A 25,440-nucleotide genomic window follows, 5' to 3' on the forward strand; every position below is an offset into this window, starting at 1 on the left:
TCGAAGACGGGGACCGCGGCGCCGGGAGGGGACGCGGAAGGGGAAGGAATCGGTGCCGGGGAGAGCGGGAATCCGGCCCTGATCAGGGGGAGAGGAGTCCGGTCGAGGTGTCGGCGCCGATGTTTCTTGTCCCCAAAATTACGGCACGGCGGCCGCTGTCCTGGCCCTCGGGCGGGGGGTGCCAGCGCAGAGAGAGACTCGATGTCCGTGGTGCGCCGGCGCTCACTGCCAGCGGCAGGAGTCCTCGGCGATGAAGCGGTAGAGCGCCCCGCGCACGGCGTCGGAGACACCGACGGCGACGACGCCCGAGGTGCCGTCGTCGAGCGTGACGGCGACCGGGAAGAACGTGCCGCGCTTGTCCTCGGAGACGGTGTGCGTGTTGCAGTTGTTCGGCACGATCGCGAGGTCGACGCGGGTCGTGGCGGCGCCGGCGTCCATCGGCACCCCGACGGGCCAGCTGTCCTGTCCCGAGGCGGGTCGGAGCAGGATCGTGCGTCCGACCGAGGCGATCGAGACGCCCCCGTCGGCCCCCGTCGGCGTCAGGGTGAGCGGCAGGTGCGCGACGGGCTGTCCGCCCTCCTGCGCCACCGTGACGGCGTCTCCGGGCACGATCGACACCACCTCCGCCACGCGCTGTGCGAGGCAGTCCTCGCCGTGGATGCGCGGCAGGCTGCCGAGCGGATCGTCCGGCGCGACCACGGCCGTCCCCGAGACCCCGCCCTGCGTGAAGGCGAGCCTCACACGGGCGTCCGCGCCGGGGTCCGCGCAGTCCGGGGGAGCGAGCTGCAGCCGGAGCGCGGTCGTCGTCCCCGGGCGCACCGTGGTCGGGCCGTCGGTGGCGGCCGGGTCGGTGAAGGCGGGGGAGTCGAGCCGCGCCTCCCAGACGTCCAGGGGCTCGTCGGCGGTGTTGGTCACCAGGACCTCGAGCCGGCGGGGACCGTAGTCGTCGCGGTTCTGCTGCACGCCGACGGAGACGCCCGCCGGCAGGTCCGAGACCGGCCCGGGTGCGCAGCCGGAGAGGAGCCCTGCCGCGAGCGCGACGACGACCAGAGCGGCGCTGCGGCGCATCCGGTCCTCCTCCTCGACGACGACGGGCCCGCCCCCGCCTCTCGGCGGGTGACGGGCCCGGGGGTGCGGCGGCCTCAGCCGCCGACGGTGGGCGTGCTCGTGGTGACCTCGTTGGTCGTCGCGAGCGTGCCGAGGTAGAGCTCGATCACCTTCGGATCGTTCATCAGCTCGCGGCCGGGACCCTCGTAGGCGTCGCGGCCCTGGTCGAGCACGTAGCCGCGGTCGCAGATCTGCAGCGCGCGGCGGGCGTTCTGCTCGACGATCATGATCGAGACGCCGGCGCGGTTGATCCGCTGGACGTTGACGAAGGTCTCGTCCTGGCGCATCGGCGAGAGACCGGCGCTCGGCTCGTCGAGCAGCAGCATCGACGGGTCCATCATCAGGGCCCGCGACATCGCGACCATCTGGCGCTCGCCGCCCGAGAGCGAGCCGGAGCGCTGCTTGAGGCGCTTGGTCAGCTCGGGGAAGAGCTCCGTCACGAACTCGAGGCGGTCCTTGAACATCTTCGGCTTCTGGTACATGCCCATCTCGAGGTTCTCCTCGATGGTGAGCGACGGGAAGACGTTGTTGTTCTGCGGCACGAAGCCGACGCCCTTGGAGACCAGCTTGTCGGCCTTGAAGCCGGTGATGTCCTCGCCGTTGAGCAGGACCGTGCCCTGGCGGATGTTCACCAGCCCGAACATCGCCTTGAGCAGCGTCGACTTGCCGGCTCCGTTGGGGCCGATGATGCCGACGAGCTCGCCCTTCTTCACGTAGACGTTCGACCCGTTCAGGATGTTGACTCCCGGCACGTACCCCGCGTGGAGGTCGTGCGTCTCGAGCGTGTTCTGGGTCACTTCTCGTCCTTTCCGAAGTCGACGGCGGGCGCGTCGGTGGTCGGCGCGATGCTCGTCGGTGCGCCGTCCGCGGGGACGGCCGTCGCGGGGGCGGCGTCCACGGCGTGCGCGACGGCGGGGGACGGCGCAGCGGTGGCCGCGTCGTCGCGGTGCGGGTGCACGTCGACGCCGGCCGCCTCGGCCCGCTTCTCGACGTCCTCGCGGACGAGGTCCGAGTCCATCTCCTCCGCCACCTCGAGCTGGCCCTCGATCGTGCCGAGGTCGGTGTCGTGGTGCGCGCCGAGATAGGCGTCGATGACCGCGGGGTCGTTCATCACCGTCGAGGGCGGTCCCTCGGCGACGACCTTGCCCTCGGCCATCACGATCACCCAGTCGGCGATCGTGTTGACCATGTGCATGTCGTGCTCGACGAAGAGCACGGTCATGCCCTCGTCCTTGAGGTTCACGATGTGGCCCAGCAGCGACTGCGTCAGCGCCGGGTTCACGCCGGCCATCGGCTCGTCGAGCATGACCAGCTCGGGCTCCGACATCAGGGCGCGCGCCATCTCCAGCAGCTTCTTCTGGCCGCCCGAGAGGCTGGACGCGTAGTCGTCCTTCTTTGTGTCGAGCTTGAACTTCTCCAGCAGCCGGATCGCGCGGTTCTCGATCGACTCCTCCTCCTTCGACCACAGCGGCCGGATGAGCGAGGTGAGGATGTTCTCGCCCTTCTGCCCCTTGGCGCCGAGGAGCATGTTCTCGAGCACCGTCATGCCGCCGAGGGCCTTGGTGAGCTGGAAGGTGCGCACCATGCCCATCCGGGACACCTTGTAGGCGGGGACGTTCGCGAGGTTCTTGCCCTTGAAGTTCCAGCGCCCGGTGTTGGGCTTGTCGAAGCCCGTCAGCAGGTTGAAGAACGTGGTCTTGCCGGCGCCGTTCGGGCCGATCAGCGCGGTGATCGAGCCGCGCGGGATCTCGACGTGGGCGACGTCGACCGCGGTGAGGCCGCCGAAGCGGCGGCTGACGCCGTCGGCGACGAGGATGGGGTCCTTCTTGACGACCCCGGGGACGATTTCCTGCTCGGTGATGTCCGAGACCGGCGTTTTAGGCAAAGTGCAGATCCTTCTTCTTGCCGAAGATGCCCTGGGGTCTGAAGATCACCAGGAGCATGAGGGCCACACCCACCACGATGAACCGGATCGGTCCGGTCTGCACGGTGGTGAGCTTGATGAGGTCGTTGTTGAGGACCCCGGTGTCGATCCCGAGCGTGAGCAGTCCGTCGGTCAGACCGAGGACGACCCAGAAGATGATCGAGCCGACGACCGGCCCGAAGACCGTCGCGGCACCGCCCAGCAGCATGATCGTGTAGAGGAAGAACGTCAGCTGGGTGCCGTAGTTGTCGGGCTGCAGGGAGCGCGGCAGGATGAACAGCGCTCCGGCCAGGCCGCCCAGCACGCCGCCGAGGATCAGCGCCTGGATCTTGTAGGAGAAGACGTTCTTGCCGAGCGAGCGCACGGCGTCCTCGTCCTCGCGGATGCCCTTGATGACGCGGCCCCAGGGGCTGCGCATCAGGAGGAAGACCAGCAGGCAGGCCAGGAGCACGAGGCCCCAGCCGACGATGCGGACCCACCACTGGTCCTGGTTGTAGGTGAGGATCCCGATCCCGAAGCGCCCCTCCGGCAGCGGGTTGAGGTCGTTGAACGCCTTCGCCGCGCCGTTGATGCCCTCCGAGCCGCCGGTCACCGCCGAGAACTCGGGTGTCTTGACCGAGAGCCGGACGATCTCGGCCGCCGCGATCGTGACGATCGAGAGGTAGTCCGCCCGCAGTCTCAGCGTCGGGATGCCGAGGATGAGGGCGAAGAGGGTCGCCGCGACGATCGTCGCGAGCAGGGAGCCCCAGACGGGCCATTCGAACTTGACCGAGGTGATGGCGAAGGCGTAGCCGCCCACCGCCATGAAGCCGGCCTGGCCGAAGTTGAGGAGGCCGGTGAATCCGAAGTGGATGACCAGGCCGATGGTCGCGAGCGCGTAGGCGGCGACGGTGGGATCGACGATCTGCCCGATCGCCAGCCAGATGAAGTTGAGGTTCATGGTGTCAGCCGATCCGTTCCTTGCGACCGAGGATGCCCTGCGGTCTGACCAGCAGGATGATGATCATGAGGACGAGCGGAGCCACGTACTTGAGGTTCTCCGGGATCCAGATCGTCGAGATGTTCATCATCAGGCCGATGATGAGCGAGCCGACCAGCGCTCCGTAGGCGGAGCCGAGTCCGCCGAGCGTGATCGCCGCGAAGATCAGCAGCAGGATCGACGCTCCGGTGTCCCAGCGCAGCGACTGGTAGTAGCCGATGTAGACGCCGGCCAGTGCGGCGAGGGCTCCGGAGAGCACCCAGACCACGCGGATGACGCGCTCGACGTTGATGCCGGAGGCGGAGGCGAGGGCCCGGTTGTCGGACACCGCGCGCATCGCCTTGCCGATCTTGGTCTTCGTGAGCAGCAGGGCGACACCGACGATGCAGACGATGCCGACGGCTGCGCCGACGAGGTCGGTGAACTTGAGGCTGATGCCGAGCGCCGGGACCGTGAAGAACGGCGCCGTGCTGTTCGGCAGCGAGAGGCGGTCCGCGCCGAAGAAGAAGACGAAGGTGTAGCGCAGCGCGAGCGACAGGCCGATGGTCACGATCATCAGCGGGATCAGCTGGATGTTCCTCTTGCGCAGCGGCTTCCAGAGCAGTCCGTCCTGCGCGAAGCCGAACACCCCGCCGAGGATCACCGCGATCGGGATCGCCAGCAGCGCCGGCAGCCCGAAGACGCCGGAGAAGAGGTACGCCATCAGCGCGCCGAAGGTGACCAGCTCGCCGTGGGCGAAGTTGTTCAGCCCGGTGACGCCGTAGATCAGCGAGGCGCCGATCGCCGCGAGGGCGATCAGGAGTCCGAAGATCAGGCCGGTGACGACCTTGGGCCAGAAGATGATCCAGAAGGTGTTCGCCGTGACCGGCTGGTTCGCCGCGGTCGAGGTCCCGTCGGGGTTCGTCGCGTCGTTGCCCGTGGTGCCCTCGGTGGCGGGGTTCGTGGGGGCGGCGGAGTCGGTCGGGACCGGAGCGCTCGCGCCCGTGCCGATCGGGTTGGCCGTCGAGACGATGAAGTTCACGATCTGGTTCTGCGAGGAGACGATCGTCACCTGCTTCGGGTTCTGCCCCGCTGCCGGGTAGCCCTTGTCGGCGGGGAGCGTCTCCTCGTCGACCGTCACGCTGAAGGTGCCGGCCTCTTCGAGCGGGAAGACGGCGCGGCCGTCGTCGCCCGTGGTGAGGGTCGCGGTGGCGTCGCCGCCGAGCTCGACGGTCACCCCCACCAGGTTCTCGTTCGTGCCCTGCACGCGGACCCAGGCGATGATCGACTGGTCGGCCGTGGTCTCGGCGGTCGCAGCGGGCGCCGCGGCGGCGACGCCGGTCAGGGTCGCGGCGAGCAGGCCGAGTGCGACCAGGCCGTCGCGGAGCGTGCGGAGTGTGGGGAGCCGCCTAGGCACGGGGAGCCTCCCGGTCCGTCGGATGCAGGGTCGTCGCGCGCTTGTGGCGCGTCGAACGGCTGGCTGTGAGCAAGACGTCTACCTCTCGTCAGGGTGCACAGACGGATGGGGTCCTCGGGCGCGCCCGGATCGCCGTCGTCAAACAACGTTGGTTGACCATACGTTCCGCATGTGTCGGCGGTGTTTCCCCACCTGCACTACTGCGTGACGACATTATGCGGGGCGGAGAGCGCTCCCGTGTCCCCCGCACGGGTCGCGAGCGCGCCCGGAGCACATCCGAGGGACGTCCGGGCAGGAATACCGGGCGCGTCGCCGCGCTTAAGATTGAGCATCCGGGACACCCGTGACCGGATGCGCGACCTCCACCACCGGGCCACCCGCACGACCTGCTAAGGGGCATTGATGGACCAGCCGGATCCCTTCGGATTCCTCGGACTCACCTACGACGACGTCATGCTGCTCCCCGGGCACACCGACGTCATCCCGAGCGAGGCCGACACGGCCTCCCGGCTCACCAAGCGCATCACGGTCGCGACCCCGCTGCTCTCCGCGGCGATGGACACCGTCACCGAGTCGCGGATGGCGATCGCCATGGCCCGTCAGGGCGGGCTCGGCATCCTGCACCGCAACCTCTCGATCGCCGATCAGGCCGACCAGGTCGACCGCGTCAAGCGCAGCGAGTCGGGCATGGTGTCGAATCCCGTCACCACCACCCCCGACGCGACGGTCGCGCAGGTCGACGACCTCTGCGGGCAGTACCGGATCAGCGGCCTCCCCGTCGTCGACGCGAGCGGCGTCCTCGTCGGCATCATCACCAACCGCGACATGCGCTTCGTCTCGCCGTTCGAGAAGGCGTCCACCCTCGTCCGCGACGTGATGACGAGCGCCGGCCTGATCACCGGCCGCGTCGGCATCCCCGACAGCGAGGTGATCGCGCTCTTCGCGCAGCACAAGATCGAGAAGCTGCCCCTCGTCGACGCTCAGGGCAAGCTCGCCGGGCTCATCACGGTGAAGGACTTCGACAAGTCCGAGCAGTACCCGAACGCGACGAAGGACGAGGAGGGTCGCCTGCGCGTCGGCGCCGCCATCGGCTTCTTCGGCGACGCCTGGCAGCGCGCCACCGCGCTCCTCGACGCCGGGGTCGACGTCCTCGTCGTGGACACCGCGAACGGGGACTCCGCCGGGGTCCTCGAGATCATCCGCCGCCTCAAGGCCGACTCGGCCTTCGCCGGCGTCGACGTCATCGGCGGCAACGTGGCCACCCGCTCCGGCGCCCAGGCGCTCGTCGACGCGGGCGCCGACGCCATCAAGGTCGGAGTCGGCCCCGGCTCCATCTGCACCACCCGCGTCGTCGCCGGCGTCGGCGTGCCGCAGGTGACCGCCGTCTACGAGGCGTCGCTCGCCGCCCGCGAGTCGGGCGTCCCGGTGATCGCCGACGGCGGGCTGCAGTACTCCGGCGACATCGCGAAGGCGCTCGTCGCCGGCGCCGACACCGTCATGCTCGGCTCGCTCCTCGCGGGCTGCGAGGAGAGCCCCGGCGACCTCGTCTTCCAGAACGGCAAGCAGTTCAAGACCTACCGCGGCATGGGCTCGCTCGGCGCGCTGCAGACCCGCGGCGAGCGGACCTCCTACTCGAAGGACCGCTACTTCCAGTCCGACGTCCCCACCGACGACAAGCTGATCGCGGAGGGCATCGAGGGCCAGGTGCCGTACCGCGGGCCGCTCGCGAACGTGGCGTACCAGCTGGCGGGCGGGCTGCGGCAGTCGATGTTCTACGTGGGGGCGCGGACGATCTCGGAGCTCAAGGAGCGCGGGAAGTTCGTGCGGATCACGGCGGCGGGGCTCAAGGAGTCGCACCCGCATGATGTGCAGATGGTGGTGGAGGCGCCGAACTACCGGCGCTGATCCTGCTGCTGGGGCTCTGGGTGGGGGTCGGCGTCGGGTCGTGAGGGCGGCCCCTCTGCCCGATGGGCCTTCGGCCCATACGCCCACCACGCCGGAGGGGCCGCCCTCACGACCCGACGCCTCCCACTCGGGGCACGCGGACCTGGGGGAGACCGAGGGACTCAGCGCGAGCGGCGCTGACGCGCCGCCGCGACTGCCCCGCCAGACACGCGCGGCAGCAGGGTGGGAGCGCTATCCGCCGATCCGCGTGCCAGCGGATAGGCGTGCGCGGACGCGAGACGCTCTACGGGACGCGACCCGTTGCTCGAGCCGACTGCGGGCGACAGACGAGCGGAGTGCTGAGCGGAGCGAGGCGCGGAGCGAGGATGGAGCCACAGGTAAACTGCCGCTCATGGAGATCGAGATCGGGCGCGCCAAGCGCGCCCGCCGCGCGTACGCCTTCGACGACATCGCGGTGGTCCCGAGCCGCCGGACCCGCGACCCGGAGGTGGTCTCGGTGAAGTGGGCGATCGACGCGTACCAGTTCAGCACTCCGATCCTCGCGGCGCCGATGGACTCGGTGGTCTCGCCGGCGACGGCGATCACGCTGGGCCGGCTGGGGGCGCTGGGCGTCCTCGACCTCGAGGGGCTGTGGACGCGCTACGAGGACCCGGAGCCGCTGCTGGCGGAGATCCGGGAGCTGCCGGCGGAGCGGGCGACGCAGCGCATGCAGGAGATCTACTCGGAGCCGGTGAAGCCGGAGCTGGTGACGGCGCGGCTCGCGGAGATCCGCGCGGCCGGCGTGACGGTCGCGGGTGCGCTGTCGCCGCAGCGCACCGCCGAGCTGTACCAGACGGTGGTCGACGCGGGGGTCGACGTGTTCGTCATCCGCGGAACGACCGTGTCGGCCGAGCACGTCTCGCGGGACACCGAGCCGCTCAACCTCAAGAAGTTCATCTACGAGCTCGACGTGCCGGTCATCGTCGGCGGGGCCTCGACGTACACGGCCGCCCTGCACCTGATGCGCACGGGCGCCGCGGGCGTCCTCGTCGGCTTCGGCGGCGGCGCCGCCTCGACGACCCGCGCGACGCTCGGCATCCAGGCGCCGATGGCCACCGCGGTCGCCGACGTCGCCGGCGCTCGCCGCGACTACCTCGACGAGTCCGGCGGACGCTACGTGCACGTCATCGCGGACGGCGGCCTCGGCACCTCCGGCGACATCGTCAAGGCCGTCGCGGTCGGCGCCGACGCCGTGATGCTCGGCTCCGCGCTCGCCCGCGCCACCGACGCGCCCGGCGGCGGCTGGCACTGGGGTGCCGAGGCGCACCACCAGCAGCTCCCGCGCGGACGCCGCGTCCAGGTCGGCACCGTCGGCACGCTCGAGCAGGTGCTCTACGGCCCCGCGACCGACGCGAACGGCACCGCGAACCTGATCGGCGCCCTGCGCCGCTCGATGGCGACCACCGGCTACTCCGACCTCAAGGAGTTCCAGCGCGTCGAGGTCGTCGTCGCCCCCTACCAGCCCAGCTAGCCCGCCGGCCGGCCGAGGTGACCGCTCGCCGTCTTCGCCGGATGGCTCGCGCTCATGGGCCCTTGTTTGCTGGTCGAGTAGCGCCGGAGGGGCGTATCGAGACCCACCGTCCTCAGCAGGGGGGTCTGCAGACTCGTCGTCTGACGCGGGTGGATCTCGATACGCCCGCTGCGCGGGCTACTCGATCAGCATGGGTCAGGTGTGCTGCGATCAGGGAGCGGAGTCCGAGGTCCGGTCGCCCGTCCTTGCTCGTTCGTGCGCCCTTCTTCGCTGGTCGAGTAGCCCCGGAGGGGCGTATCGAGACCCACCGTGATCAGCACGGCGGATCTGCAGACTCATGTCTTCATGCGCGTGCATCTCGATGCGCCCGCTGCGCGGGCTGCTCGATCAGCAGAGGGGACGCACCTCGACCGAGCGAGGAGGCCGACGTGACCGGGTCCTCCGTGGGCGAACGGGGGCCGGGGGCGGGCGGTGGCCGCCTAAACTGGGAGGAATCCCGAGGTCGGAGCGCTGTCAGGCGCGGATGGAGCACGCATGGTCGAGGTCCGCAGGGTCAAGCTGCCCGGTGTCGGTGTCCTGCACACCTTCCTCACCGCCGACGGCGGCAAGGTCGGCGTCATCGCGCACCGCTCGGGTCACAGCGACCTGATCACCTTCGCCGAGGGCGATCAGGACGGCGCGAAGGTCTCGCTCCGCCTCAGCGACGACGAGGCGCACACCCTCGCCGAGCTGCTCGGCGGCACCCAGATCACCGAGTCGCTCACCGCGCTCGACCAGATCCCCGGGCTCTCCATCGACTGGTTCACCGTCGACTACGACGACCACATCGCGGGCCAGCAGCTGGGCAAGCCCGCCGACCGCGGCATCGTCGGCCTCACCGTCGTCGCCGTCGTGCGCGGTGACGCCGCGAACCCCGCTCCCGCCCCCGACTTCCGGGTGTTCCCGGGCGACACGCTCGTCGTCGCCGGCAGCCCGGAGAAGGTCGCCAAGGCCTTCGCCTTCTTCCGCTCCGGCGTCTTCGCCAAGGCTACCGAGACGCCGCCCGGAGCCTGAGGATGCACCACGGCGAAGACCTCATCGTCCTCGGTGTCCTGTTCGTCGTCGCCTACGTCCTCGGGCGGCTGGGGCGCACGATCGGCCTTCCGGCCATCCCGATCTACATGGTCGTCGGCCTGCTCGCGAGCCCGAACTTCCACCTCTTCCCGCTCGACTTCGAGTCGTCCTACATCGAGCTGACGGCGGTCTTCGGGCTGATCCTGCTGCTGTTCAACCTCGGCCTGGAGTTCGATCAGGACGAGTTCTACGGCAATGCGGCGCGGCTGATCCTCTCCGGCGGCTCCTACATCGCCGTCAACATGGCGGCCGGCCTGGCCTTCGGGTTCGTGCTGGGCTGGGGCAGCCGCGAGGCGCTGATCATCGCGGGCATCACGGCGACGAGCTCGAGCGCGATCGTGACGAAGCTGCTGATCGAGCTCAAGCGCCTCGCCAACCCGGAGACGCCGATGATCCTCGGCGTGACCGTCGTGGAGGACATCTTCATCGCGGTCTACCTGGCGATCGTGTCGGTCGTGCTCTCGGGCGAGACGGAGCCGTGGCCGGTGGTCCTGAAGCTGGTCATCGCGTTCGCGTTCCTCGTGGTGATGTTCGCGATCGCGCGCTGGGGCGGCCGGGTGGTCTCGCGGTTCTTCCGCACCCGCGACGACGAGCTGTTCACGATCCTGTTCTTCGGTCTCGCGATCCTCTTCGGCGGGATCGGTGAGGTGCTCGGCGTGACCGACGCGATCGGCGCGTTCCTGATCGGCCTGGTGATCGGCGCCACCCGGTTCCGCGCGCGGGTCGAGCGGATCGCGATCCCGCTGCGCGACGTGTTCGGCGCCTTCTTCTTCGTCAACTTCGGCCTCGGCCTCGACCCCGGGGCGTTCCCCGAGGTGGTGCTGCCGGTGATCGCCGCCGCGGTGATGACGATCGTGCTCAACCTCGGCGCCGGCCAGTTCGTCGCCTGGCTGAACAAGCTCGGGCCCCGGGCCGGGCTCAACGCGGCCTTCATCCTGCACAACCGGGGCGAGTTCGCGCTGATCCTCGCGACGCTCTCGCTCTCGGCGGGGCTCGACGAGCGGATCCAGCCGTTCGCGGGACTCTACGTGCTGATCATGGCGATCGTCGGCCCGATCCTCGCGTCGCGCTCGGAGAGCATCGGGCAGTTCCTCTCGCGGCGGCGGCACCGGCCGAAGCCGGCCACCCGCAGCGCGATGGCGGAGGAGGACTTCGCTCTGGTCGAGGCGGCGATGGCGGACGGGGCGGCGGACGAGCGTCCGGCGGCCGACCCCGCCGAGGCGCCGGTCGCCGAGCCTGCTCCCCGCCCGCGCCGACCCGTCGAGCCCGACGAGCTGGACGACGAGTTCCCGGACCCGATGCGGCAGGCCCTCATCGACCAGGCGATGCAGCAGTCCGACGGCATCGACTCCGACCGGCCGCGGCGCCCGCGCGAGCCCGACTACTGAGCCGCCCGGCGCGGTCGCTCGGCGGACGCCCTCTGCTGATCGAGTAGCCCGCGGAGCGGGCGTATCGAGATCCACCTCGATCAGCAGGAGGGATCTGCAGACCCGCCCTGTCGGTGACGGTGGGTCTCGATACGCCCCTGCGGGGCTGCTCGAGCAGCAGGAGGGGCAGCGATCCGAGGGTCCTCCCACCCTGGTTGGCTAGGCTTCAGCGGTCCGCCGCCGCCGAGCGGATCCGCCCCGAACGAGGAACGCATGACGCAGAGCGCCCCGCCGCAGAGCACGGTCTGGCAGGTCGCCCGGCGACCGCGCTGGCTCGCGGCCCTGGCCCTTGCGCTGGTGATCGCGGGGCTCTTCGCGGCCCTCGGCCAGTGGCAGGTGGGACGCGCGGTCGAGGCCGCCGCGCCCGACTCCGGCGTCTCCGAGACGGTGCTGCCGCTCGACGAGGTCGCCGCCCCGTCGCGCCCGATCACCGCGACCGCCGACGGCCAGCGCGTGGCGGGCAGCTCCGAGTTCGTCCCGGGCGGCGCCGAGATCCTCGGCGGGCGCCTGAACGGCGAGCAGCCGGGCTGGTGGGTCATCGCGCGCACCCGCACCGCTGACGCCGACCTCGTCGTCGCCTACGGCTGGACCGCGGACCAGGAGCAGGCGCGGAGCGTCGCCGAGCGTCTGAACGACGGCGCGGAGGCGGCGCCGACCGGCTTCACCGGCCGCCTCGTCGCGAACGAGGCCGCCGAGGTGCCCGCCGAGGGCACCGATCCGATGACCCTCACCGCGCTCTCGATCCCGGCGCTGATCAACCGCTGGCCGGACCCGCCGCTGGACGTCTACCAGGGCTACGTCGTCGTCGACCAGCCGGTCTCCGGCCTCGAGGCGATCGACTCGCCCGCCCGCGTCACCGACGTCTCGCTGAACTGGCTCAACGTCTTCTACGCGATCGAGTGGGTCGTCTTCGCCGGCTTCGCGCTCTACCTGTGGTTCCGCCTCGTCCGCGACGCCTGGGAGCGCGAGACCGAGGAGGCCCTCGAGGCCGCCGAGCTCGCGCAGAGCCCGGTCACCGCCTCCGCCCCGTAAACTGGACCCCATGCCCCTCGAGCCCAAGCCCGCGCAGTTCCCTGCGATCCGGAGCGCGCTGCGCTTCTACCGGGTGACCTCGATCATCACCGGCGTGATGCTCCTGCTGCTCTGCGCGGAGATGCTGCTGAAGTACGTGTTCCACCTCGAGCTGTTCGTCTTCGGGCAGCAGGGGATCGCGCACTTCGCCCCGATGTACGAGGTGCCGGGCGGCGAGTGGAAGTCGAGCGGGACGGGCGCGAACCTGTCCACCGGCATCCTGATCGCGCACGGCTGGTTCTACGTCGTCTACCTCTTCGCCGACTTCCGCCTCTGGAGCCTGATGCGCTGGCCGTTCTCGCGGTTCGTCCTCATCGCGCTCGGCGGCGTCGTGCCGACCCTGTCCTTCTTCGTCGAGACCCGCATCGCCCGCGAGGTGGAGCAGTACCTCGAGCGGCGTACCGCCGCCCTCGAGCCGACGACCCCGACCGACTCCGTGGAGGCCCCCCATCAGTGAGCAGTCCGGCGCCAGCGCGCCGCAGTCCGCCCCGCAGCCGCACCTCGCCGCCCAGCCCGTGCTCGTCGTCGACTTCGGCGCCCAGTACGCGCAGCTGATCGCGCGGCGCGTCCGCGAGGCGAACGTGTACTCCGAGATCGTTCCGTCCGGCACGACGGCCGCGGAGATCGCCGCCAAGTCGCCGGTCGGGATCATCCTGTCCGGCGGTCCCTCGAGCGTCTACGAGGAGGGGGCGCCGCAGCTCGACCCCGCCATCTTCGACCTCGGCATCCCCGTGCTGGGCATCTGCTACGGCTTCCAGGTGATGGCCAAGACGCTCGGCGGCGAGGTCGCGAACACGGGCCTGCGCGAGTACGGCGCGACCGACGCGTCCGTCACGGCCGACGGCGGCGTGCTCCTCGGCGACCAGCCCGTCGACCAGACGGTGTGGATGAGCCACGGCGACCAGGTCTCGAAGGCGCCTGCCGGCTTCGACGTGCTCGCCTCGACCGGCTCGACCGCCGTCGCCGCGTTCGGCAGCGACGAGCGCCGCCTCTACGGCGTGCAGTGGCACCCCGAGGTCAAGCACTCCGCGCACGGCCAGGCCGTCATCGAGAACTTCCTGCACCGCGCCGCCGGCATCCCCGCCGACTGGAACTCCTCCAACGTCATCGACGACCAGGTCGCGCTGATCCGCGAGCAGGTCGGCACCGGCCGCGTCATCTGCGGCCTGTCCGGTGGCGTCGACTCCGCCGTCGCCGCCGCGATCGTCCACCGTGCGGTCGGCGACCAGCTGGTCTGCGTCTTCGTCGACCACGGCCTGCTGCGCAAGGACGAGCGCCGCCAGGTCGAGGAGGACTACGTCGCCGCCACGGGTGTGCGCCTGGTGACGGTCGACGCGCGCGAGCAGTTCCTCGACGCGCTCGCCGGCGTCAGCGATCCCGAGCAGAAGCGCAAGATCATCGGCCGCGAGTTCATCCGCACCTTCGAGGGCGCCGCCGAGGCGCTCGTGCTCGAGGCGCAGGGCGAGGGCACCTCGATCGACTTCCTCGTGCAGGGCACGCTCTACCCCGACGTCGTCGAGTCGGGCGGCGGCACGGGCACCGCGAACATCAAGTCCCACCACAACGTCGGCGGCCTCCCCGAGGACCTGCAGTTCGCGCTCGTCGAGCCGCTGCGGACCCTCTTCAAGGACGAGGTCCGCGCCATCGGCCGCGAGCTCGGGCTGCCCGAGGCGATCGTCGGCCGCCAGCCGTTCCCCGGCCCCGGCCTCGGCATCCGCATCGTCGGCGAGGTCACCCAGGAGCGGCTCGACCTGCTCCAGGAGGCCGACGCGATCGTCCGCGCCGAGCTCACCGCCGCCGGGCTCGACGGCGAGATCTGGCAGTGCCCGGTCGTGCTGCTCGCCGACGTCCGCTCCGTCGGCGTCCAGGGCGACGGTCGCACCTACGGCCACCCGATCGTGCTGCGCCCCGTCTCCTCCGAGGACGCGATGACGGCCGACTGGACGCGCCTGCCCTACGACCTGCTCGCCCGCATCTCCAACCGCATCACCAACGAGGTGAGCGGCGTGAACCGCGTGGTCCTCGACGTGACCTCGAAGCCGCCAGGCACCATCGAATGGGAGTAGCCGCGACCGCGGTCTGAGAACGGGCCTCCTGCGGGGGGCCCGTTCCTCGTCGTGCTCGGGTGGTCCGATGAGCAGGTGATCCCGGCGCGAGAGCGCGCTCACCCGCGTCGGACGTGAGCGGGCGGCCGGATCGCCTGCGAATCGGACGGGGGCAGGCGGGGCGGGCGGGTCAGACGGGGGTGTCGAGGACGCCGACGAAGCGGGTGCCGATGCCGTCGTACTCGTCGCGGCGGTGACCCTCGGGGTGGTGCGGCCACGCGTCGGGGGAGTGGTCCTCGCAGACGAGGAAGCTGAAGTCGGGCCACCACTTCTTCGGGCGGGCCGACTCGGAGCAACCGCAGACGGCGCAGTCCAGGGTCACCCAGACCGGGCGCTTCCCGGTGCGGTTCTCGCGCGACTGGGCGAGCCAGGCGGGCGGATCCTGCTCCAGGGCGACGAGCTCCTCCTCGGAGAGGCGCGTGGGCAGCCCGTGCCGCGTCGCCATCTCGACGGGGATGTCGAGGCGCTGAGCGGCTTCGCGTCGCGTGATCATCGGATCACCCTAGCCGAGCGCCGGGCGGGCGGCCCGGGTGCGCGGCCGGAGCGAGGCCCGCGCGACCAGCCACTCCAGCGGCCCCTGGCCGACGAAGCGGCGCCAGAGCAGGGCGCCGAACACCGCGACGACCGTGAAGGACGCGAGCAGCGTCCAGCTCTGCCAGGCGGCGAAGTCGAAGGGCTCGTAGGGGATCAGGTAGACCGCCAGCGCGACGAGCTGCACGGAGTAGACCGTGAGCGGCATGGACCCCACCGCGGCGAGCGGCGCGGTGACCGCACGGACGACGGCGAGGCGCGCGGCGAGCGCGGTGAGCGCTCCGATCGCGACGGCCGCGACACCGCCGGCGCCGACGATCTCGGCGGTGGTGCTCGAGTGCGCCTCGACGCTCTCCGGCCCGCCGAGGGCGAGGCCGACACCGTAGCCGAGGACCGCGGCGATCGCGCCGCCGATCACGAGCCAGCGCTGCGTCGTGGCCGAGCGGATGTCGCAGCGCGCGATCAGCAGCCCGAGCATCACGTAGGCGAGCCAGGAGGGCACGGGATAGTACTGCGTCAGCCAGGTGAGCGGCATCCGCGCGAGCAGGGCGTCCTCGGGGGACAGCGTCGTGATCCAGTCGTTCCCGGCGGTGACGATCCGGTCGACGAGCAGGGGGCCGCCGACGGCGGAGACGGCGGCGAGGGCCGCGAGCACCGCCCGCGGCAGGAACATCAGCAGCGCCGCGACGACGAACATCAGGCCGTAGTGCGGCAGGATCACCGCGATCGGCGTGCCGAGCAGAGTCAGACCGACCCCGATGACGAGGAGGTAGAGGCCGCGCAGGAGGATCGACGCGGTGTCCAGGAACGGCCGGGTCGACCGCGTCGCCCCGCCGGACATCAGGCCGATCGAGACGCCCGCGAGGACGGCGAAGAGGACGGCGCTGCGGCCGTCCCAGATCATCTCGCGCTCGGTGGGGGCGAGGTGCGCCGCGAACATCCCGAGCACGGCGAGACCGCGGGCCACGTCGAGGCCGACGATGCGGGTCGAAGCGGCGGCCATCATTCCTCCATCGTCTCAAAAGCGGCGGGCGGGGCTGCGCGGCCCGGCCGCAGAACGACGAACGGGCGCCCGACCGTGAGGTCGAGCGCCCGTCGGGCCGGTCCGGATCGCTCCGGAGAGGACGTGACTACTGGCGGAAGATCGAGATCAGGCGCAGCAGCTCGAGGTACATCCAGACGACGGTGACGAGGATGCCGTAGGCGCCCGTCCAGCCGTAGATGCGAGGGGCGCCGTTGCGGACGCCCTGCTGGATGAACTCGAAGTCCATCACGAGGGAGTAGGTGGCGAGCGCGATGGCGATGAGGCCGATCACGATGCCGATGAAGCCGGTGCGGAGACCGAAGCCGCCGCCGACGCCGAACAGGCCGAGGCCGAGGTTGACCAGCGAGAAGACCGCGTAGCTGATCATCCCGATGAAGAAGATCTTGTTCAGCTTCGGCGAGGTGCGGATCTTGCCGTTCATGAACAGCGCCAGGGTGACGCCGATCACGACGACGGTCGCGAGCAGGGCCTGGACGACCGCGCCCTCGTAGGCGCTCTCGAAGAAGCGCGAGATCGCGCCGACTCCGATGCCCTGGGTCGCCGCGTAGCCGAGGATCAGGGCCGGCGACGGCACCTTCTTGAAGGCGTTGACGATGCCGAGGACCAGCGCGATGAGCACGGCCGGCAGCATCAGCCCGGGGACGAACCAGCCCACCGCGGCACCCGCGAGGAGCACGACGAAGGCGAGTGCCGTCTTCGCGAGGGTGTCCTCGACGGTCATCCGGTTGGTGTCGGCCGAGCCCGCGGCCGGACGGTTGTACATCTGGTCGAGCGTGCCGGGCGACACGTCCGGGACGTCCTGCACGCGGCCGGCGTAGCCCCGGTTGCTGAACTCCGGACGACCGAACGCCGGGTTGTTGCTTGCCATGGTTCCTCTTCTCTCAGGTGCGCTCGACGGTGACGGACGGATCCGTCGGGACTCGCGGAGCTGAGTCGCTGTGACTGCGGGATCCACCGGCTGCCCTCTCGGGCCGCAGGCGGTAGGTCCACAGTATCTGAGAACATCTCTCAGAGTCTGGCTATTCCCTTCGCGGGAGCCCCGGTTCCGCCCGGAGTCACCTGCCGCCGCCCGTAGGATCGCCGCATGCCGACCCGTCCCGTCCCGCTCGTCATCGGCCACCGCGGGGCCAGCGGCTACCGCCCGGAGCACACCAGATCGGCCTACGAGCTGGCGATCGCGCTCGGCGCCGACGCCGTCGAGCCGGATCTCGTCGCCTCGCGCGACGGGGTGCTGGTGCTCCGGCACGAGAACGAGATCTCCGGCACGACTGACGTGGAACGTCGCCCCGAGTTCGCGCAGCGCCGCACGACGAAGCGCGTCGACGGCAAGGAGATCACGGGCTGGTTCACCGAGGACTTCACCTGGGCCGAGCTGTCGACGCTCCGCGCGCGGGAGCGGCTGCCGGCCGTCCGCGCCTCGAGCGCCACCTTCGACGGGCAGTTCCCGATCCTGCGCTTCCGCGATCTCCTCGCCCTGCTCGACCGGGCGGGGGAGGAGTCGCCCCCGTCGCCGCCGGGGCTCGTCGCCGAGATCAAGCACGCCACGTACTTCGATGCGCTGGGTCTGCCGCTGGACGTCCTCCTCGAGCAGGAGCTGGCCGCGGCGGGCTGGGCGCGCACCGATCCGCGGCTGACGATCGAGAGCTTCGAGAAGACCGTCCTCGAGCGCCTCGCGGTCCGCGGGGTGGGCACTCGGCGCGTCTACCTGATCGAGTCCCGCGGCACCCCGCCCGATCTCGTCGCCGCCCACGGCTCCCGGGCGACGCCCTACGCCGACTTCGTCACCCCCGCGGGCCTGCGCGGTCTCGCCGGAACGGTGGACGGCGTCAGCGTGGACAAGAGCATGCTCTTCGGGCGGGACGGCGCCGGGCGGGCCGTGGGGACGAACTCGCTGGTCGCCGACGCGCACGCGGTCGGGCTGCAGGTCTACACGTGGACGCTGCGCGCCGAGAACCGCTTCCTGGAGAAGGTGCACCGGATCGGCAAGGAGCCGGAGGCGTACGGCGCCTGGCAGGACGAGTTCCGCGCGATTCTGCGCACCGGGATCGACGGCGTGTTCGCGGACCAGCCGGACCTGGCGATCGAGGCGCGCGCCGCCGAGGACGACGCCTGGGCGGGGTCCGCCGGCTGATCCCGAGCGCGCGGCCCGGCGAGTGCGCAGGCGACCGGGAGCCTCCGCTGGCATCATCGGGCCGACGACCCCGCCGCCCGGCGCCCCCGCCGGTGCCGACCGACCCCGCCCCGCGCATCCCGAGAGGAGCCCGACCGTGAAGACCCGCGCCCGCATCACCCGCCGCTGGATCGTGTTCGCCGTGCTCGCCGCGCTCGGGGTCGCCGTGGTCTACGGGCTCGCCGTGCTCACCCCGCAGGGGCAGGCGGCCGAGAACTCCGGGCTGCGTGGCGCGGACCTGGTCTTCGGCCGGGCCACCGGCACCGCGGCGGGTGCGCTCGCCGACGTCACCCCGGTGTCGATGATCGGCGGTGCGCTGCTGGTCGCGGCGATCGCGCTGATCCGCCGGCGTCCGGCGCTGGCGCTCGCCTCCGTCGGCTCGATCGTGGTCACGGCCGGGCTGACGCAGCTGCTGAAGAACGTGGTGCTCGAGCGGCCGCTGCTCGTGGAGACCGACTCCTGGTACACCGGCGGCAGCTTCCCGAGCGGGCACACCGCGGCGGCGGTGTCGGTGGTCTTCGCGCTGGCGATGGTCGTCCCGGGGCGCGGGCGCACGGTCGTGCTGGCGATCGGCGGCGCCGTGGTGGTGCTGGTCGGGAATCTGACGATGGCCGCCTCCTGGCACCGCGCGAGCGATGTGCTGGGCGCCGATCTGGTCGGTCTCGCCTCCGCTTCCCTGGCCTGCGCCTGGCTGTCGACGCGGGCGCAGGTGGGGCGGGCGCCGCGGAAGCCGCCGCGCCGGGCGGTGCTGCGGGTACTGCTGGTCTGCTCGATCGTGCTCGTGCTGACGCTCGGGGCGCTCGCCGTGCAGGGCATCCAGTACTACCCGGACGACACGAAGGACCTCACGGCGTTCGTGCTGCTGCAGGTGCTCGCGGTGGCGACCTCCACCGTCGCGGTGGTCGGCTTCGCGCTGGCCTGGCGCGGACTCGACATCGGTGGGCCGCTCACCACGCCCGCGCGGCGGTCGCGCGCCGCCTGATCGGAGCCCGACCGTGCGGCGTCCCGCGGCGGGGTGTCGGAGGCGCGATCTACACTCGGAGGGACATGAGCCTCCTCTTCGATCCGAGCGATTCCCGCGCCACCCCGGTCATCGTCGGCGCGCCCGGCGGGCCCTCCGGCGACTCCGCGCGCACCGACCCCGAGCACGAGCGCCTCGTCGCGGGACTCAACCCGCAGCAGCGCGAGGCGGTCGAGTACCGCGGCGACGCGCTGCTCATCGTCGCGGGCGCCGGGTCCGGCAAGACCAGCGTGCTGACGCGGCGCATCGCGAGCCTGCTCGGCAGTGGCGAGGCCTGGCCCAGCCAGATCCTCGCGATCACCTTCACCAACAAGGCGGCCGCCGAGATGCGCGAGCGCGTCGAGAAGATCGTCGGCCAGGCGGCCGAGGGGATGTGGATCTCGACGTTCCACTCCGCCTGCGTGCGGATCCTGCGGCGCGAGGCCGAGAACTTCGGGATGACCTCGTCGTTCACGATCTACGACTCGGGTGACCAGCGGGCGCTGCTCAAGCGGATCGTGAAGGACCTCGAGGCGGACTCGCTCGGCATCACGGTCGCGAGCGCCTCGTCGAAGATCTCCAAGCTCAAGAACGAGCTCGCCGACGTCGACTCCTACGCGCGGACGGCGAACATGAGCGACCCGAACGAGGAGATGTTCCTCCAGGTCTTCCGCGCCTACTCGCGCGCGCTCGAGAGTGCGAACGCCTTCGACTTCGACGACCTGATCGCGCAGACGGTCTACCTCTTCCGCGCGTTCCCGCACGTCGCGGCGAAGTACCAGCGCCGCTTCCGGCACGTGATGGTCGACGAGTACCAGGACACGAACCACGCGCAGTACTCGCTGATCCACGAGCTGACCCGGGCCGTGCCGCCGGCCACGATCGCGGCGGCCGCCTTCGACCGGCCCTACCGCGGCCCGGTGACGGCCGACGGCTCGATCCCCGGCGCCTCGCTCACCGTGGTCGGCGACTCGGACCAGTCGATCTACGCGTTCCGCGGGGCGGACATCCGCAACATCGTCGAGTTCGAGCGCGACTTCCCCGGCTGCCGGGTGATCCTGCTCGAGCAGAACTACCGCTCCACCCAGAACATCCTCTCGGCCGCGAACGCCGTCATCTCGAACAACTTCGACCGCCGTGCGAAGAACCTCTGGTCGGCCAGCGGCGAGGGCGAGAAGATCATCGGCTACACCGGGTACTCCGGCCACGACGAGGCGCAGTTCGTCGTCGACGAGATCGCCCGGATCCACGCGGCCGGCACCGGCTACGACGAGATCGCGGTGTTCTACCGCACCAACGCGCAGACCCGCGCGCTGGAGGAGATCTTCATCCGCTCCGCCCTGCCCTACCGGATCCTCGGCGGCACCAAGTTCTACGAGCGCGCCGAGATCAAGGACGCGCTCGCGTACCTGATCACGGTCGCGAACCCGGCCGACGTGCTGGCGCTGCGGCGGATCATGAACACGCCCAAGCGCGGCATCGGCCCGGCGACGGAGGCGCAGCTGCAGTCCTTCGCGGACACCAACGCGGTGACCCTGCGCGAGGCGATGCGCAACGCCGGGTCGCTGGGCATGGGGCCGAAGGTGACGAAGGCGATCGTCGACCTCGCGACGCTGCTCGACGAGTGCGCCCTGATGCTCGACCCGGGGCGGCCCGAGGGCGAGGCGAAGGTGCACGAGGTGCTGTCGGCGCTGCTCTCCCGCAGCGGGTACATCGACATGCTCCGCGCCAGCCGCGACCCGCAGGACGAGGCGCGCGCCGAGAACGTCGACGAGCTGATCGCCGTGACGAAGGAGTTCGCGCGGAACAACCCCGACGGCGGCCTGGTCGACTTCCTGACCGAGGTGTCGCTGGTCGCCGCGGCGGACGACCTGGACGACGACTCCGGGACCGTGTCGCTGATGACCCTGCACACCGCGAAGGGGCTCGAGTACGACGCGGTGTTCCTCACCGGCATCGAGGAGGACCTGCTCCCGCACCGCATCTCGGCGAACGAGCCGGGCGGCCCGGCGGAGGAGCGGCGGCTGTTCTACGTGGGCATCACCCGCGCGCGCAAGCGGCTCTACCTCTCGCTCGCGATGACCCGCGCGCAGTACGGCGAGACCTCGGTCGCGATGCCCAGCCGGTTCCTCCAGGAGATCCCGGCCGAGCTGATCGAGTGGCGCCAGTCGCCGGGGGCGGCGACCTCTCGCGGCGGCACCCAGCCGCGGGCGCTGAACGCGCAGCGGCCCGGGTTCGGCCGCTCGAAGTCGAACACCGAGTTCCGCCAGGCGCTCGCCGCGGCGCCGAAGGCGAAGGGCGAGTTCCCCAACCGGATCACCGGGATGGTGCGCGACAACGGCGACCTCGAGCTGATCGCGGGCGACCGCATCCGGCACACCGACTTCGGCGAGGGCCGCGTGAACGCGGTCACCGGCGAGGGCAGCAAGCGGGTCGCGCACGTGCTCTTCGACCAGGTCGGCGCCAAGAAGCTGCTGATCAAGGTCGCGCCCATCGAGAAGATCTGAGCCGGTCGGAATGCCCCGTGCCGGTCGACGAGTCGTGAGCCGCTTCAGGGGCCCTGCGGCCGACACCGCGACGAGCGGACGCGGGCCGCTCGCGGCGCGGGTGGCGACGGAGGCGTTCGCGCCGCCGGTGCTGGCGATGGTCGTCCCGCTCATCGTGGGCGCGCGGGTCGCGGACCCGCCGCTGCTCGGCGTGGCCTGGGGAGCACTCGCGGCGCTGTTCGTGGGCGTGCTGCCGTACCTCGTGGTGCGGCTGCTGATGCGCGCGGGGCGGATCCGCGGCGATCACCACGTGCCGGACCGCCGCGAGCGGGCCCTGCCGATCGGGCTCGCGCTGGTCTCGATCGTGGTCGGGCTCGTGCTGCTCGCCGTGCTCGGCGCGCCGGCCGAGGTGACGACGTTCGGGGTGGTGACGGTGGCGGTGCTCACGGTGATCGGGATCGTCAACCTCGGCTGGAAGCTGTCGGGCCATGCGGCGGTCGTCGCGACCTGCGCGGTGGTGGTGCTGATCGCCTACGGCCCGTGGTCGCTGCTGATCACCGTGCCGATCGCGCTCTGGACCGGCTGGTCGCGCGTACGCCTCGGCGCGCACACTCCCGCTCAGGTGATCGCGGGCGCCCTGGTCGGCGCCGTGCTCGCCTCGCTGGTCTGGTCGCTCCTGAGCTGACCCCCGCCGCGAGATGCCACTTGTGCACGCTCGACACGGCGTGTCGCCTGCACAAGTGGCATCTCGCGGCGGGGGAGGGGGTTACTTGTCGCAGGCGATGCCGTCGCCGTCGCGGTCGAGGTCGTACTCGTCGGGGCCGACGACCGTGACCGGGCCCTGGATGTAGACCGGGCCGTTGCCGGAGCCCGCGGCGCAGTCGCCGTCGGAGGCGATGGGGACGCACTCGCCGGCGTAGCTGGGGTGGCAGCCGGCGTCGGCTGCCGCGGCGACCGGGGCGGGGGCCGGGGTTAGCGTGCCGACGCGGGTGACGTCGTCGACAGCGGCTGTGGTGACCGCCTCCGACAGCTGCGCGCGGGAGACCTCGACGCCGTCGTGCTTGACGACCTCGAAGGTGCGGGTGAGCACGCCGTCGACGCCCGCCACGACGGTGCTCGTGCCCTGCGCGGCGCTCGGGTCGTCCTCGGTGCGCGAGGAGCGGGCGATAGGAGCGGTCTCGGTGACCGTCTCGGTCGTGACCACGACGATCGGGGTGGGCGTCGGGGTCGGAGTGGGAGCCGGGGTCGCGGTGCGGGTCGGAGCGGCGGCGGGCGACGCCGAGCTCTCGGGTCCGGAGGCGACGGCCGGGTCGTCCGTGGGCGCCGGGGCCGCTGTCGACCCGAACGCCGACAGGCCGACGATCAGGGCGAGCATCGCCGCCGTTCCGGCGTACGCCGACGAACGACGACGGCGGGGGAGCCCGAGCCAGGTCGGCCGGCGCAGGAGCACACCGTAGGCGGCCGTGACGAGAACGACGAGGGCGATCACGACGAGGGCCGCCCCGGGGCCGCCCGTCAGCCAGCCGACCAGTGCGAAGAAGAGGGTGACGCCGCCGACGACCCACTGCAGCGGAGTGAGGCGGAGGCGGGTGAGCCGCAGCGATCCCGCCCGCAGCGGCCGGCGCCCGGACGGGCTGCGGTCCGGGGAGGCGGGGGCGGCGGGAACGCTGTCCTGCGGCCGGCCCCCGGACCGGAGGAGGGCGGGCAGGGCGGCCGCCCGTCGGCGGACGGCGGACTGCGGATCGGCGGAGCGGGCGTTCCGGCGGGCGCGACCCGGCAGATCGGGCGGGAGGTGCGGGTGGCGGGGGCTCATCGTCGTTTCTTCCTGGTGGCGCGGCGGGACGCCTCAGCATGCCCCACGCGCGCCCCTCCCCGTGTCCCCCTTACAGGGCAGACTCTGCACAGCGCTCCCAAGCTCACCTCTTCGCGAGATGCCACTTATGAGCGCGACACGCCGTGAGAGGTGTGCACTAGTGGCATCTCGCGGAGGGGACGCAGGGGTCAGGAGTACTGGGCGACGAGCTCGCGCTTCAGGATCTTGCCGCTCGGGCCGAGGGGGAGAGCGTCGACGAGCTCGATGCGGCGGGGGAACTTGAAGGCCGCGAGGTGCTCGTTCGCGTAGGCGATCAGCTCCTCCGCGGTCGCCGTCGCCGAGGGCAGCAGCACGACGGCCGCCATGATCTCCTGGCCGTGCTTCTCGTCGGGGACGCCGAAGACAGCGGCGTTGGCCACGGCGGAGTGCCCGATCAGGACCTCCTCGACCTCGCGCGGGTACACGTTGTAGCCGTTGCGGATGATCATGTCCTTGGTCCGGTCGAGGATGCGGATGTAGTCCTCGTCGTCCTTGGTGCCGAGGTCGCCGGTGCGGAACCAGCCGTCGACGACCGCGGCGGCCGAGGCCTCGGGGTTGCCGAGGTAGCCCTTCATCAGGTTGTGGCCGCGGACCACGATCTCGCCCAGCTCGCCGCGGGGGAGCAGCTCGATCCGGTCGGCGACCTCGGCGCGGGCGACCTCGACGTCCACGCCCCAGATCGGCGTGCCGACGGTGCCTGCGCGCGGCGGGACGCCGACGTGGTTGAAGGTCGCGACAGGGGAGGTCTCGGTCAGGCCGTATCCCTCGTAGATCTCGACGCCGAACACCTCGCGGAACCGCTCGATCACCGCGACGGGCAGGGCTGCTCCGCCGGAGACCGCGTAGCGCAGCGGCGGGCGGTCCTCACGGCGGGTCGCGGCGTCGAGCAGTGCGACGTACATCGTCGGCACGCCCTCGAACACGGTGCACTCGTGCGCGATCATCGCCTCGAGCGCGGCGTCGCCGTCGAACTTGGGCACGAGCACGACGGTCGCGGCGGTGCGGAACGCGGTGTTCATCGCGCAGACCTGGCCGAAGGTGTGGAAGAGCGGCAACGCGCCCAGCACGACGTCGCCCTGATGCAGGTCGAAGGTGTTCATCAGGAGCACGTCGGACTGCGAGACGATCGCGAAGTGCGTGCCCTCGGCTCCCTTGGGCCGGCCGGTGGTGCCGCTGGTGTAGAGGATCGTCGCGGTGTCGAACGGCGAGCGCGGCACGTAGGTGTCGACCGGCGTCGCGTCGGCGGCGAGGTCCTCGAGGCGGGGGAAGGGGCTCTCGGTGCCGTCGGGCACCAGCACGCTCAGCACGGGGACGTCGGCCAGGGCCGCTCCGGCGGCGCCCTCGGCCAGCAGCGGAGCCGCGCAGATCAGCGCGGTCGCTCCGGAGTCGCGCAGCACGTAGGCGATCTCGTCGTGCTTGAGCAGCGCGTGCACGGGCACCACGACGGCGCCCAGGGCGAGCACGGCGAAGTAGCCGCGCGGGAAGTCGGGGACGTTGGGGATCAGCAGGGCGACCCGGTCGCCGGGGCCGATGCCCCGCGCGCGGAGAGCTCCGGCGTAGGCGCGGGTCTGCTCCCAGAGGCTCCCGTAGTCGATCGCCTGCGGGCCGACCCGGACCGCGATCGTCGCCGGCGTCCGTCGGGCCGCCTCCGCCAGGATCGCCGCGACCGAGACGCTGCCGAACCCGGCCGTGGGCGGGGGTGCGGCGGGTGCCTCGGTGGTGCGCGGTTCGGTGATGCTCATCGGGGCTCCAGTCGTCGTTGACCGCCGCGGCGCGTTCGCCGGGTGCTTCACGGTAGATCCGCCGGGGGCGCCGTTCA

At 71.4% G+C, this 25,440-nt stretch carries 21 protein-coding genes; 11 read left to right on the plus strand and 10 right to left on the minus strand.

Going from position 1 to position 25,440, the window contains the following annotated elements:
- Window positions 1-222 precede the first annotated feature (222 nt).
- From MT355_RS18095 to MT355_RS18115, 5 genes are all read right to left on the minus strand, one after another.
- On the minus strand, window positions 223-1,068 hold the full coding sequence (locus MT355_RS18095; protein ID WP_243600570.1) for a hypothetical protein: 846 nt from the start codon (window positions 1,066-1,068) through the stop codon (window positions 223-225).
- Between the two features lie 74 nt (window positions 1,069-1,142).
- Window positions 1,143-1,904, minus strand: coding sequence for an ABC transporter ATP-binding protein (locus MT355_RS18100; RefSeq protein WP_123445090.1), 762 nt, complete (start codon window positions 1,902-1,904; stop codon window positions 1,143-1,145).
- On the minus strand, window positions 1,901-3,001 hold the full coding sequence (locus MT355_RS18105; protein ID WP_374204668.1) for an ATP-binding cassette domain-containing protein: 1,101 nt from the start codon (window positions 2,999-3,001) through the stop codon (window positions 1,901-1,903). Before MT355_RS18105 ends, MT355_RS18100 begins: the two co-directional genes overlap by 4 nt.
- Window positions 2,985-3,971, minus strand: a complete 987-nt coding sequence (locus MT355_RS18110) for a branched-chain amino acid ABC transporter permease (RefSeq protein ID WP_123445092.1) — start codon at window positions 3,969-3,971, stop codon at window positions 2,985-2,987. The genes MT355_RS18105 and MT355_RS18110 overlap by 17 nt, the downstream gene beginning before the upstream one ends.
- A gap of 4 nt (window positions 3,972-3,975) precedes the next feature.
- Window positions 3,976-5,406, minus strand: a complete 1,431-nt coding sequence (locus tag MT355_RS18115) for a branched-chain amino acid ABC transporter permease (protein WP_243600572.1) — start codon at window positions 5,404-5,406, stop codon at window positions 3,976-3,978.
- A 402-nt stretch (window positions 5,407-5,808) separates the two neighbouring features.
- On the opposite strand from MT355_RS18115, the gene guaB reads away from it, so the two are divergent.
- The 7 genes from guaB to guaA all read left to right on the plus strand — a co-directional run bounded on the left by guaB (window position 5,809) and on the right by guaA (window position 14,498).
- Window positions 5,809-7,311, plus strand: coding sequence for an IMP dehydrogenase (gene guaB / locus MT355_RS18120; protein ID WP_243600573.1), 1,503 nt, complete (start codon window positions 5,809-5,811; stop codon window positions 7,309-7,311).
- Window positions 7,312-7,702: 391 nt separating this feature from the next.
- Window positions 7,703-8,821, plus strand: coding sequence for a GuaB3 family IMP dehydrogenase-related protein (locus MT355_RS18125; RefSeq protein WP_123733534.1), 1,119 nt, complete (start codon window positions 7,703-7,705; stop codon window positions 8,819-8,821).
- Between the two features lie 534 nt (window positions 8,822-9,355).
- Entirely contained in the window at window positions 9,356-9,874 is a 519-nt protein-coding gene (locus MT355_RS18130; RefSeq protein ID WP_243600574.1) for a cation:proton antiporter regulatory subunit, read from the plus strand.
- A 2-nt stretch (window positions 9,875-9,876) separates the two neighbouring features.
- Complete coding sequence (locus MT355_RS18135; protein WP_243600575.1) at window positions 9,877-11,322, plus strand: cation:proton antiporter; 1,446 nt, start codon at window positions 9,877-9,879, stop codon at window positions 11,320-11,322.
- A 252-nt stretch (window positions 11,323-11,574) separates the two neighbouring features.
- Window positions 11,575-12,393, plus strand: coding sequence for an SURF1 family cytochrome oxidase biogenesis protein (locus MT355_RS18140; protein WP_243600576.1), 819 nt, complete (start codon window positions 11,575-11,577; stop codon window positions 12,391-12,393).
- Window positions 12,394-12,403: 10 nt separating this feature from the next.
- A complete protein-coding gene (locus MT355_RS18145) occupies window positions 12,404-12,889 on the plus strand; it encodes a DUF3817 domain-containing protein (RefSeq protein WP_123445099.1) in 486 nt (161 codons plus the stop codon).
- Window positions 12,890-12,947: 58 nt separating this feature from the next.
- Window positions 12,948-14,498, plus strand: a complete 1,551-nt coding sequence (guaA, locus tag MT355_RS18150) for a glutamine-hydrolyzing GMP synthase (protein WP_208110562.1) — start codon at window positions 12,948-12,950, stop codon at window positions 14,496-14,498.
- Window positions 14,499-14,667: 169 nt separating this feature from the next.
- Here guaA and MT355_RS18155 read toward each other — a convergent pair whose 3' ends face one another.
- From MT355_RS18155 to MT355_RS18165, 3 genes are all read right to left on the minus strand, one after another.
- Window positions 14,668-15,030, minus strand: a complete 363-nt coding sequence (locus MT355_RS18155; protein ID WP_243600577.1) for a hypothetical protein — start codon at window positions 15,028-15,030, stop codon at window positions 14,668-14,670.
- Between the two features lie 9 nt (window positions 15,031-15,039).
- Entirely contained in the window at window positions 15,040-16,074 is a 1,035-nt protein-coding gene (locus tag MT355_RS18160) for a DUF418 domain-containing protein (protein ID WP_243600578.1), read from the minus strand.
- A 124-nt stretch (window positions 16,075-16,198) separates the two neighbouring features.
- Entirely contained in the window at window positions 16,199-16,981 is a 783-nt protein-coding gene (locus tag MT355_RS18165; RefSeq protein ID WP_243600579.1) for a Bax inhibitor-1/YccA family protein, read from the minus strand.
- A gap of 216 nt (window positions 16,982-17,197) precedes the next feature.
- On the opposite strand from MT355_RS18165, the gene MT355_RS18170 reads away from it, so the two are divergent.
- From MT355_RS18170 to MT355_RS21690, 4 genes are all read left to right on the plus strand, one after another.
- Window positions 17,198-18,244, plus strand: coding sequence for a glycerophosphodiester phosphodiesterase family protein (locus MT355_RS18170; protein WP_243600580.1), 1,047 nt, complete (start codon window positions 17,198-17,200; stop codon window positions 18,242-18,244).
- A 136-nt stretch (window positions 18,245-18,380) separates the two neighbouring features.
- The gene (locus MT355_RS18175) at window positions 18,381-19,265 is read left to right on the plus strand and encodes a phosphatase PAP2 family protein (protein ID WP_243600581.1); all 885 of its coding nucleotides are present in this window, start codon (window positions 18,381-18,383) and stop codon (window positions 19,263-19,265) included.
- 65 nt (window positions 19,266-19,330) lie between these two features.
- Window positions 19,331-21,790 (plus strand): ATP-dependent helicase, encoded by a 2,460-nt coding sequence (locus MT355_RS18180; protein WP_123735062.1) that lies wholly within the window; start codon window positions 19,331-19,333, stop codon window positions 21,788-21,790.
- A gap of 34 nt (window positions 21,791-21,824) precedes the next feature.
- Window positions 21,825-22,454, plus strand: a complete 630-nt coding sequence (locus MT355_RS21690; RefSeq protein WP_243600582.1) for a phosphatase PAP2 family protein — start codon at window positions 21,825-21,827, stop codon at window positions 22,452-22,454.
- 81 nt (window positions 22,455-22,535) lie between these two features.
- On the opposite strand, the gene MT355_RS18190 is transcribed toward MT355_RS21690, so the two are convergent.
- Window positions 22,536-23,582: a G5 domain-containing protein gene (locus tag MT355_RS18190; RefSeq protein WP_243600583.1), complete on the minus strand. Its 1,047-nt coding sequence runs from the start codon at window positions 23,580-23,582 to the stop codon at window positions 22,536-22,538.
- Window positions 23,583-23,770: 188 nt separating this feature from the next.
- Entirely contained in the window at window positions 23,771-25,363 is a 1,593-nt protein-coding gene (locus tag MT355_RS18195) for a long-chain fatty acid--CoA ligase (protein ID WP_243600584.1), read from the minus strand.
- Window positions 25,364-25,440: the final 77 nt, after the last annotated feature.

Source organism: Rathayibacter sp. VKM Ac-2929 (assembly GCF_022815495.1).
Lineage (GTDB): Bacteria > Actinomycetota > Actinomycetes > Actinomycetales > Microbacteriaceae > Rathayibacter > Rathayibacter festucae.